This window comes from Brasilonema sp. UFV-L1 (assembly GCF_012912105.1).
In the GTDB taxonomy this organism is placed as follows: Bacteria; Cyanobacteriota; Cyanobacteriia; order Cyanobacteriales; family Nostocaceae; genus Brasilonema.
In genome coordinates this window covers 1-10976 of the sequence record NZ_QMEA01000187.1, presented here as the reverse complement: position 1 = coordinate 10976, position 10976 = coordinate 1, and the positions used below count along the sequence as shown (strand labels likewise).

General features: G+C 40.6%; 9 protein-coding genes. 6 read left to right on the top strand and 3 right to left on the bottom strand.

Features of this window, described 5'->3' with window-relative positions:
• Positions 1-268: 268 nt before the first annotated feature.
• From DP117_RS31190 to DP117_RS31180, 3 genes are all read right to left on the bottom strand, one after another.
• Positions 269-1837 (bottom strand): apolipoprotein A1/A4/E family protein, encoded by a 1569-nt coding sequence (locus DP117_RS31190; RefSeq protein WP_169222066.1) that lies wholly within the window; start codon positions 1835-1837, stop codon positions 269-271.
• Positions 1838-1961: 124 nt separating this feature from the next.
• Complete coding sequence (locus DP117_RS31185) at positions 1962-2561, bottom strand: YtxH domain-containing protein (RefSeq protein WP_169222065.1); 600 nt, start codon at positions 2559-2561, stop codon at positions 1962-1964.
• Between the two features lie 234 nt (positions 2562-2795).
• A complete protein-coding gene (locus tag DP117_RS31180; protein ID WP_169222064.1) occupies positions 2796-3887 on the bottom strand; it encodes a hypothetical protein in 1092 nt (363 codons plus the stop codon).
• A 900-nt stretch (positions 3888-4787) separates the two neighbouring features.
• Here DP117_RS31180 and DP117_RS31175 point away from each other — a divergent pair.
• The 6 genes from DP117_RS31175 (at position 4788) to DP117_RS31150 (ending at position 10580) form a co-directional block, all read left to right on the top strand.
• Positions 4788-5753 (top strand): glycosyltransferase, encoded by a 966-nt coding sequence (locus DP117_RS31175; RefSeq protein ID WP_169222063.1) that lies wholly within the window; start codon positions 4788-4790, stop codon positions 5751-5753.
• Positions 5754-5881: 128 nt separating this feature from the next.
• A complete protein-coding gene (locus tag DP117_RS31170; RefSeq protein WP_169222062.1) occupies positions 5882-7129 on the top strand; it encodes a hypothetical protein in 1248 nt (415 codons plus the stop codon).
• 4 nt (positions 7130-7133) lie between these two features.
• Positions 7134-7802 carry a class I SAM-dependent methyltransferase gene (locus DP117_RS31165; RefSeq protein WP_169222061.1) on the top strand — a complete coding sequence of 223 codons (669 nt, stop codon included), beginning with the start codon at positions 7134-7136 and terminating at the stop codon, positions 7800-7802.
• Between the two features lie 393 nt (positions 7803-8195).
• Entirely contained in the window at positions 8196-8927 is a 732-nt protein-coding gene (locus tag DP117_RS31160) for a glycosyltransferase (protein ID WP_169222060.1), read from the top strand.
• Positions 8920-9693: a polysaccharide deacetylase family protein gene (locus DP117_RS31155; protein ID WP_211176448.1), complete on the top strand. Its 774-nt coding sequence runs from the start codon at positions 8920-8922 to the stop codon at positions 9691-9693. Before DP117_RS31160 ends, DP117_RS31155 begins: the two co-directional genes overlap by 8 nt.
• A gap of 191 nt (positions 9694-9884) precedes the next feature.
• The gene (locus tag DP117_RS31150; RefSeq protein WP_169222059.1) at positions 9885-10580 is read left to right on the top strand and encodes a response regulator transcription factor; all 696 of its coding nucleotides are present in this window, start codon (positions 9885-9887) and stop codon (positions 10578-10580) included.
• The last annotated feature ends 396 nt before the right edge of the window (positions 10581-10976 follow it).

Sequence of the window (10976 nt, the reverse complement as noted above, 5' to 3'; positions counted from 1 at the left end):
CGCACACTCATAGTACCGCGATGGAAGCTCTCAGATCTCTACGGGGATTTGAGAAACCCACACTGACCCGTTAGGGCAGTGTGTGGTAGTTCACCTCAGCTTGGGTGATTTTGGATTGGGAATACCGCACAAAAGAAACTAGTACATGACGGGGATTTTTCCAGAGGCACCGCAGTTTTTCTAGGTTTTTCCCGAACTCCTTTGATTCAAGAATCCCACGGCTTTTCGGTAAACGTCCACTTGCGATAGTTTAGCAGCCGTGGGAGTGTTAAAAACAACCATCACCACATCTGTAGACTTTTGCCCAAACTTTTATTGGTGATTTCGTGATAATGGGAGATTTTATAAACTCTAATTTAAGAATTTTTAGCTTCTCTTGAGGTTTAAGAATAGCTAAAGCTTTTTGTTCTTGATGACTAAAGTTGGGCGGTTGTGGTCTATTGTCCCTCAACGTAATACCTGGTTCAACAGCGACAGCTACTATCGATCCTACGGATGGAACAATCGGTGAATCACTAGACTCTGAGCTTTTGATGAGAGTCTTTCCAACCAGTACTGAATCTGAGGTTTCGTTTATATTACCTATAAAAATCCAACCATCAGTCATTGCTTCCGGTGTTGTTTTAGATTTTGTTTCTGATATTGGAGGTAAACTTTGAGAAGATGCTGATGATTGCATGACTAATTGATTTTCTTTTGGAAGAAATCCCAAAGTTACACCTATCAAACTTATGATAGATAGTCCTACAATAATTCCAGGAAATTTTTGTTTGTTTTCAGTTTGTGGTTGAATAGTTTCTTGTTGACTGTGCTGAAATTCTTTTTCTTTGTGTTGAATATTGTTATATTTAATCTCTTTGATATCTCTTTCTTGCGGACTCTTCGGCTGTTGTGAATCATTTAATCCTTGAGCAACCTGTTCTTGAATATCAAGTTCATCTGACGACTCAGTATTCTCTTGAAACTCCACCTTCAACTTCTGCATCAAACAATCTCTTCTCTCTAGGTCTAAGGGGGGAGTGGAAGGAGGTGATGTGGAAAGAGTTACCGTAGGCGGGATGAAATCTTCATATTGAGGACAATTAGATGGACTTGACTTAACATCCTCAACAAGAGGATACTTCTTGCTTGAGTTCGACAGTTGCTCGCTCACCTGAGGCTCTTGGTGTATTTCATTGTTGTGATGACTAGATGGCTTGACTTCCTCATTTGTATCTTTGGCGGTTTCTTCTACACTTGTTACAGATTGCTTGACCTCGTTAACTGTATTTTTTAATGTAGTCCCAACATCATTTATACTCTGATTAACAGCCTCAGCAACATTCTTGGCTGCACCTACAACGGATGGTTTCGCTTCCTCAACTGTATCCTTGAGTGCCTGTACTGTACTTACTACAGATGGCTTCGCTTCTTCAACTGTATCCTTAACTGCTTGTACCGCACCTACAACGGATGGCTTCACTTCCTCAACTGTATCCTTGAGTGCCTGTACTGTAGCTACTACAGATGGCTTGGCTTCCTCAACAGTATCTTTTACGGCATTTCCTACACCGTTTACATTATGGTTAATAGTCTCAGCGACACTATTGGCTGCATCTACCAAACTATCTACCGTACGGTTAACACGTTCCGCTGTACCCTTCCCAACCAAAGCTCCAGCAACTGCGCCAACTATAGCACCAGAAACTCCTCCAACTCGGCGACCGAGTAAACCACCAATGGCTGCTCCTACTAATCCACCGCCTAGACCTACACCTGCTCGATGAGCCGTGCGTTGCTCTGTCATGCGATTAGCATTTTCGTCATACTGATCAATACGCTGGTTGTTATTACTCATAATAACTCCTTAAATGACACCAAAGAGCATAACCGCTAGCTGAAGCAGCTCGTTATTTATCACCAACCAAACAATTCTAGGTAAGACTTAAAATCAGTAGGGTGGGCAATACCCACCCTACTCTCTACTTCTGGTTTTCCACTGGGACTAAAAGATAGGTTGTCTGGTTATTAGGTATGTTAGCTACGTTGACGTTTTGACTGCCAGACGGCTTGGTATCTTCAATCGAACTCTTGCCTACGTCCATTGTATTTGTGACAGAGTGGGTAACTGCTTCAGCAGCACCCTTGATAACGTCCATTGTATTGTTTACGGTGTCATTAATGCCTACTGCTGTCGTCTTAACAGTACCCACTGTTGTGTTTACAGTGTCATTAACACCTAAAGCTGAACCCCTGACGCTTTCTCCTACATCTTTAACAGTGTCGTTAACACCCTCAGCTATTGTATTAACTGCGCCCCCTACACCTTGTACAGTTTGGTTAAAATTTTGGGCTGCATCCTTTACCTTATCGCCTACATTTTTTACACTTTGGTTTACCCTTTCGGCTGTACCTTTTATAGTTAAAGCCCCAGCTATTGCGCCCAACGTAGCACCAATCAGTGCTCCAATGGCTATTTTAGATAACCCATTACTCGTATCTTGACCTACTTCATAAGCCTCAGATTGCTCTGTAGCTACATCAACATCAGGCTGATCCAAAAGGTCCTGGTTCCCATTCATAACAATCGTTTCCTTTGTAGCAAAACTAATTAATTTCTTTGTGGTTACACGACAAAAAATCCACGCTTAGACCTTTGTCTTTGATTTGACAAGGTCTAAGCCGGAAAAACTATCTCGTATAACTTGCGAGTTTCCTATGTTGACAGGTAGTCCGATTGGATTACCCTTATTTAAAAGGGGACATCGTTTTTACACAGTCTAGATTTTATTGATGACCCTCAAAATATTGAATAGCTATTTGTAATCGTCAATCCGAGCTATTTCCTGCTTCAGTGAGTCCTCTTCATCAGAATCTAGTGAGGTTCCAGCATTTGCAGGCACAATTGGATCAACAACAAGTGGCTCTGTCTGCTCCGGCGTTGAAATGTAGACCACCGGTGTACGATCTATTTCAACTTCATGTTTATTGATTGGCTGGTTGCTTGCAACCGTCCGCTCTTGATATTGATTGCTTTGATTTTCAGAAGGTCTAGCATTTTGTGCAGCACCTTGTACAGCTTGGTTAACACCCTGTGCCGTATCTTTAACTGTGTCCGCAGCACCTTGTGCGGCTTGGCTAGTTCCTTCAGCAGCACGGTTTGCTGTATCCTTTGCAGTGTCTGCAGCACCTTGTACAGCCTGGTTAACACCTTGTGCTGTACTCTGTACTACGTCCAATGCACCTGTTACGGTTTGCCTAGTACCCTCGGCAACACTATTTGCTGTATCCTGTAGTATGCCTGCTCCAGCTTGTACAGCTTGGTTAACACCTTGTGCTGTATTCTGTACTGCGTCCAATGTACCCGTTACGACTTGCTTAGTACCCTCAGCAACACCCTTCGCCGTATCCACTGCGCCACCTACAACAGCTTGTGTCGCACCATCAGCGATACTTTTAACCGCTTCCCCGACACCTTTTCCTGTTTGGCTAAGACCTCCACCTATAGTTTTTGCAGCTTCTCCTAAACCTTTTGCAGCAACGCTAACCCCTTGAGCTATTCTTTTACCCGCAAAAGCTGCAGTTACTGACCCCAACGTCCCACCAATGAGTCCGCCTATCAGTGCTCTAGTTAACATAGGATTTTTGCCTCCGTTTGCTGCTTGAGCACCAGATTGACCATTACTGCTAATTGAAGAAGTATTGGCGTCTGTAGATACTCCTGCACCTATGTTTGTCCCTGATGAACCCACACTGGGTTGACCGATGCTCACGCGGTTAGCATCATCTGTTCTGGATGTCCCAACCCCTACGTTTGTGCCTACTGTACCAGCATAAGGTTGATTTGTAGTTATGCTGTTAGCAGTATTTACACCCTGCTTATCCAAAGCCTGCCCGCTCTCAACCATGTCTATTGTTTCCTTTATTAAAAAGCTTTAACGCTCTCTTGGTCTAGATTGTCTTCATACGCAAATTTAACGATTACAAATAACAAGTGAACCGCTCTAAGGACAGACATAGTAAATGGTATAGTCTCTCTGAAGTTATAATTTTATTTTGTCAAAAAAATACAAAATGAACGTGTATATTTTATTGAGTCTTCACTTATTTCTGATTTTCATCTGACTTTTTGTAAAGATTTTTTATGATTTTGTTGTTTGGAAAAATTTCCTGATAAATTTTAAAATTTAGTATTGCTGCTTATCCTTGATTTTTTATCAAAGAAGCTAAAAAATTTAGACAAATAGAGCTAAGAATCATCAAAAAATGTCAAGATACAGCAGTTATTCCTGAGCGGAGCTACACCTACGCTGAGAATATGCCCAGAGGGCACGCGCAAGGGACAGAAGTAAAAAGGAGAGCATGCCAATTTTGCAAGAAGACAAGAGAAAAAGAAATTTATTCACGAGTTTTCAGACTCTGTTGGCGAATTCTTGAAATTTTGATTATCTCGTAGGTTTCGTTGAACGAACAGAAACTCAACATGTACTGTCTTCATAGGTTTTTCGTAAGATTCTTAATTTTAAGAAATATTTCGTCAACAAAGTCGTCTTCTTTACGAATAATGTTTGTCCCTTTATTTTTGGATGCATTGGGATGCTCGCAGTAAAAAGAGCTTTTTGTCTGGCTTTTAGACCTTAGTACTGTACTTCCTTTACTTACAATGTGCTGTATAAGGGTAAAGTGTTGGCTATCTAATGCTTGGCTTATTTATGCGCCCAGTACACAGTTAGTAAGTTGTGCTGAGTGGTTAAGTGTTAGTAGAGCAACTAACAATCAGCAATTCTTAATCCAAAATCTCAAAACTTATGAATCATCAACCAGTTGAAAAAACCACCAATACTTTCTTACCGAAGGTATCGGTGGTTATACCTGTTTATAACGGTGAGGCAGATTTACCAGAGTTGCTTTATTGTCTATCAACTCAAACTTACCCAAAACACCAGGTAGAGTATTTGCTGGTGGACAATAATAGTGGCGATCGCACTTTTGCTTTACTCCAACAAGCTGCTGAAAATAGCGACATCACAATTCGTCCCAAAAGCGAAAACCGCATCCAAAGCTCCTACGCTGCTCGTAACGCTGGCATTCGTGCCGCAACCAGTGAGATAATTGCTTTTACAGATGCAGATTGTCGTCCACAACCCGAATGGTTACATGCATTAATTGCTCCTTTTGTCAACTCCGATGTCGTCGTTGTCGCAGGTGAGATTTTAGCGCTACCAGGAAAAACCCTGCTAGAACAACACGCAGACCGCCAAGAAACCTTGTCACAAAAGCATACTCTTGCTCATCCTTTCTGTCCCTACGGTCAAACAGCAAATTTAGCAATTCGACGCCAAGCTTTTGAGCAAGTGGGTTTGTTTCGTCCTTACCTAACCAGTGGTGGTGATGCTGATATGTGTTGGCGAATTTTGCAACAGAAAATTGGACGTTTGGAATTTGCACCCAATGCAATTGTGAAGCATCGCCACCGCGCCACACTCAAGGAACTAGAAAGTCAATGGCGGCGCTACGGACGCTCAAATCGCTATTTGCATGAACTCCACGGCGTAGATTTAATGCGGGATATCACACTCACCGGATGCTTCTATCGTTTAGGACGCTGGTTATTGAAGGAACTACCAAGGGACAGTGTGAAAGCTTTAGAAGGTAAAGCTAACTTTGTAGATTTACTGAGTACTCCTATTGGATTGTACACAGCCAGAGCACGTGCGGCTGGGCAAAGGGAAGCAAAGTTACCGGAGAATGCCAAGATCATTGAGCAGTTGTAGAAATTTCAAATTTTAGATTGACAGCACAATTTTAAAAACAACGAGTTTATCTGGTGTAGATACCATACTACCTAACTTACATGGTAAAATCCCGAACAGCCCAGTACTAATGAATTGACAAACAACAAATGAAGCTGCATGTTGGCTGGCGTCTTCAAGTTTTCATCTTTATGATTGCTTTTGCAATTCTAATTTCCAGAAGACCAGATGCGCTTTTCAATGCTCAATTTTGGGCTGAAGATGGCAACTGTTGGTATGCTGAGGCTTATAACCTCGGAATTCTGCAATCTCTCGTTTTGCCGAAGGGTGGCTACTTCCAAACTATTTCTAGGCTGTCGGCTGCTTTCGCGCAATTTTTCCCACTAGTATGGGTACCCCTCATTTTTAATCTCATTGCAATTGTTATTCAGATTCTGCCAGTTAATCTCATTGCTTCGGTACGCTTCTGGCAGTTAATACCAAACCTTAATACCAGGTTGTTTCTAGCACTTCTCTATTTAGCGTTACCCAACTCTTTTGAAATTCATGCCAACATCACTAATGCACACTGGCATTTAGCACTACTCGCCTGCATGGTCGTGTTAGCTACACCTAGCCATGTTTTAGTATGGCAGGTTTTCGACATCGCAGTCATTGTCTTATCGGCATTAAGTGGACCTTTTTCTATTTTGCTGACTCCTATTGCTGCAATCATGTGGTGGTTACGTCGTAGAAAATGGTCATTTATCTTATTCTTAGGTTTGAGTGCAGGAACTGTAATTCAAGGCTTAGCCATATTATTCACTGGTCATTCTAGCCGTTTTCATACTCCTCTTGGAGCAACACCAGGGCTATTCGCCAAAATCCTTGCGAGTCAAGTTTTCTTAGGTGCTTTGCTTGGACAAAAAGGAAGTAAATTCATCAGTTCTATTTCTTTTGGGTATAGCATCATAGCAATCTTCGTCGCTATTGCTGGAATCAGCGCATTCCTTTACTGCTTACTGAAAGCTTCTTTAGAACTTCGACTTTTCTCTATCTTTGCTGCTGGAGTTTTTGCTCTCTCACTTTTTTCTCCAGTCGTCAGCGAAACTGTACCTCAGTGGTCGATTCTGTGGCTTCCTGGAACTGGTGTTCGCTACTGGTTTCTACCTATGCTTGCTTTTATAACAATATTAACTTGGCTATTGGGTGCAGAAAAACCGCGTCAGCTACAGTTAATTGCTAAAATCGCTTTGGTGACTATGATTGCTGGTATTATAGTTGACTGGCGATATCCTGCATTTGCTGACTTAGACTTCAAAAAGTATGCAAGGCAATTTGTTGAAGCACCGATAGGAACTAAAGTCACAATTCCTATTAATCCACCAGGTTGGTCTATGGAACTCGTTAAGCGTTAGGAACATGATTACAAGCAACGAATCTTTGACTGACGATATTCACCGCACTCTACTAACACTGTACGAGCCATTACCATTAGGCGATCGCCTTTTTGTACGTATTCGCTTACTTCTGAGTAATTTATACCAGTTAGAGCGTTATGTACCAAGAGAAGGCAAAATTCTTGATATCGGTTGTGGTCACGGTGTACTAAGTAATTTACTAGCTATCACTAGTCCACAGCGACAAATACTTGGTATTGACATTGACGCAAAAAAAATTGCTGCTGCACAACGTACGATTGGTAAGCGAAGTAACATCCAATTTGAAGTTGGCGACGCTGCTTTTTTGCCAGATAGTTCTTTCCACGCTGTCACTATTGCTGATGTCATGTACCTTATTCCCCCTGACACCCAACGTGCGATTCTGACAAGTATTGCTTGTGTTTTGGAACCAAACGGTGTCTTAGTTTGGAAAACGCAGACTCACCAACCTTGGTGGAAGTATGCTATTACCTATACTCAAGAATGGCTCATGACTAAGCTTGGTCCTACCAAGGGTGCTGGTCTATTTTTTATGGACAACGAAGAATCAATCCAAGCTATTCGTACTGCTGGATTACATCCAGTTGTTGTACCTCTGCCTTCACGTCGTCCTTACAGTGATATTCTTTTCCTTGGTTGCAAGTCATAGCAAATTCAGAAACAGAATATTTTATGAGAAGGAGTCAGAAGACAGAATTCAGAATTCAGAATAACCCCATAAATGAATTCGGGGGTTTCGGTAAAGAAGCTACCGCTTTTCTTTTTATCCACGGATAAATCCGGGGGCTTTAAACCTCGATTCTCCATCCAGTCGCACAGAATCCAGAAGGGATTCTGGCTCAAGAATTGCTGAATTCTTCTTCGGTAACTATCGGGACAGTTTTTATAACATCTGATTGTCTTTACCTATTAACTAATCGAAATAAGGTTGGTATGCTGGGTAGTAATTAAGTATGTTCTCTAATCGCATAACTATATTTATAGAATGCGCCACAGCTTAGTGGGATGTACTTGATATGTGAGGAGTGCTTGAGGATAATGAATGAACACAATTTCCATAATTGTGCCTGTTTATAATGAGGCACAATGTATTGTTAATACCTTTTCATCAGTTTTCAAATTCGTTGTCAATAAACCTTGGTACAATTTTATTTTTGTCGATGATAGCTCAACTGATGGAACTAGGCAAATATTAGAAAGTCATATAAAACTATTGAATAATAGCCAGATTTCATTACTTTCTTATGGAACTCATCGTGGCAAAGGATATGCGGTCAAAACGGGAGTTTTATATGCGAATGGCGACTATATTTGCTTTTTAGATGGAGATTTAGCTTACTCTTTAGAGCACCTTGATTTGATGGTAGCCAAACTAGCAGATTTTGATATTGTCATTGGCTGTCGAAATCTCACTCGTGCAAGTCACAACGGTTTCAAGTTTAATAGAGTCCTGGCTGGTAGAATCTTTAATCTTATATCTAGAAAGATTCTAAACTTAAAATTTACTGATATGCAAGCTGGAATCAAAGGATTCCAAAAATCTGTAGCCAAGGACTTGTTTAAAACTCAAACTATCTTTGGATTTGCCTTTGATGTGGAGTTACTGTATTTAGCCAAAAAGAAAAAATATACGATTGGTGAAATCCCAGTTGTTGTTTGTAAGAAGCATGTACATAAAAAATCACAAGTCAATTTGTTTAAACATTCGATAGAAATGCTATTTCACTTATTGCAAATAGTCTACTATGATAAGTTTTTAAAAAAATATGAATAATTTGATTTTATTAAGCTTCGATTTAGAAGAGTTTGATATTCCAGAGGAATATGGAGAAAAAGTTGAAGAAACAGTCCAACTTGAAGTTTCTTACAAAGGTTTAAAAGAAATTCTTCCAGTCTTGGAAAGATTAAACATCAAAGCGACGTTTTTCGTCACAGCCAAATTTGCTATTTATCACAAAGCAATCATTCAAGAGATTTCTGAAAAACATGAAATCGCTTCTCATGGTTTATGCCACAGCAATTTTCGATTAGAAGATTTAAAGAAGTCACGGCAAACTTTGGAAGAAATAACTGGTAAAAAAGTGCTTGGTTTCAGGATGCCTAGACTTCAGGAGGTTTCTGATAGAGAAATAGCAAAAGCCGGATATCAGTATAACTCGTCAATGAATCCTACTTATATTCCAGGAAGATACAATAACTTTTTCAAACCAAGAACAGCTTATGACTCAAACAACTTAGTTAATATTCCAGTTTCAGTGACACCGCTCATCAGATTTCCTTTGTTCTGGTTGAGCTTTAAGAATTTTCCCCTATCATTCATCAAATTAGGTTCTCGACTGACTCTCAAAAATGACCGTTACATAAGTCTTTATTTTCATCCCTGGGAATTTACTGATATTACCAATTTTCGGATGCCAGCATATATTACCAAATACTCGGGTAAACAAATGGTTGAGCGTTTGGAAGAGTATTTAACATGGCTGCAAAACCAAGGAGAATTTATTGACTTTTCGGAATTTTATGAAACCGTCAAAAGATAGAAATGATAAGCTGGCTGATGATTGAGCTTGTTCTGGCTATGAAAACCGTCAAAATGACATGAATCCACATACGCTCAAAAGTCAGGACATAGAAGCTTTCTGCCTGAGTTGCAAATCTCTTCGTCTTGCCAGTAGCCCAGTGTCACTCAAGTTCGCTAAATTGGAGAAAAGTAGCGCAAAGGAAACGGTAAATGGCAGCACAATTGTTACTGGTAGATGATGAACCAGGATTGCGTGAAGCCGTCAAAGATTATTTGCAAGAGAGCGGTTTTAGCGTTCAAGTTGCCAGTAACGCCCGAGAAGGCTGGGAGATGGTGCAGCAAAACACACCAGACTTAGTCATTTCTGACATTATGATGCCTCAGGTGGATGGTTACCAGTTCCTCAAACAACTGCGGGACGATCCCCGCTTTCGATTGCTACCAGTGATATTTCTCACTGCAAAAGGCATGACGACTGATCGCATCCAAGGTTATCAAGCTGGTGTTGACGCTTATCTACCCAAGCCGTTCGATCCAGATGAACTTGTGGCTATTGTGGAAAATTTACTGGAACGTCGCACCGCCAGAACTCCAACTCCAAATGAAGAAGGTGAAGCGCCAAATATTACTGAACTTGCTAATCAGATTGCCCAAATTAAAGCTTTGTTAACTCAAAAAAATGCAATAGCCCAATCTCCAGCACCTTTTGCAATTGACTTAACTCCCAGAGAACAAAGTGTTTTAAACTTAGTTGCTGAGGGGTTAATGAATAAAGAAATTGCTCGTCGTCTAGAGACGAGTGTCCGAAATGTCGAAAAGTATGTGAGCCGCTTGTTTAGTAAAACCGGTACCAATAGCCGTACAGAGTTAGTTCGTTTTGCTTTAGAACACGGTCTTGCTAAGTAGTCATGACTGATTCCAATCAAACAGAAATATATGGTAAGAAGTTGATGCTAATTATTGTCAATCATCTTGCCGCATTCATGGGGATTTATTGATAGGGCTTAGATTCCTGACTTTTCGCGAGAAGTTGGAAATTTTACATCTTGCACCTGGTGAAACAAATATCAAAATAATTACATATTATTTCACTTTGTTCTCGTCCGCCTAGAACTGTAAGTCCGCTTGCTTATAGGCGAAGTCCATTAAAATGGACTAAAACTGGAAATGTTTTTTGAGTATCTTTAAACACTATTTAAGAGCAATATCAGTGGTTGACCAATCAATTGTCAATTATCAATTGTCAATTAAGCTGAACTTCCCTGATTGACAAAAGGCGTATGCAGTGTATCTCAAGGGTTG

Bases quoted from the DNA above. Each gene is read 5' to 3' on its own strand.
- DP117_RS31155 (WP_211176448.1), top strand. From the start codon at position 8,920: ATGAATAATTTGATTTTATTAAGCTTCGATTTAGAAGAGTTTGATATT.
- DP117_RS31160 (WP_169222060.1), top strand. From the start codon at position 8,196: ATGAACACAATTTCCATAATTGTGCCTGTTTATAATGAGGCACAATGT.
- DP117_RS31150 (WP_169222059.1), top strand. From the start codon at position 9,885: ATGGCAGCACAATTGTTACTGGTAGATGATGAACCAGGATTGCGTGAA.
- DP117_RS31175 (WP_169222063.1), top strand. From the start codon at position 4,788: ATGAATCATCAACCAGTTGAAAAAACCACCAATACTTTCTTACCGAAG.
- DP117_RS31190 (WP_169222066.1), bottom strand. From the start codon at position 1,837: ATGAGTAATAACAACCAGCGTATTGATCAGTATGACGAAAATGCTAAT.
- DP117_RS31180 (WP_169222064.1), bottom strand. From the start codon at position 3,887: ATGGTTGAGAGCGGGCAGGCTTTGGATAAGCAGGGTGTAAATACTGCT.
- DP117_RS31170 (WP_169222062.1), top strand. From the start codon at position 5,882: ATGAAGCTGCATGTTGGCTGGCGTCTTCAAGTTTTCATCTTTATGATT.
- DP117_RS31165 (WP_169222061.1), top strand. From the start codon at position 7,134: ATGATTACAAGCAACGAATCTTTGACTGACGATATTCACCGCACTCTA.
- DP117_RS31185 (WP_169222065.1), bottom strand. From the start codon at position 2,561: ATGAATGGGAACCAGGACCTTTTGGATCAGCCTGATGTTGATGTAGCT.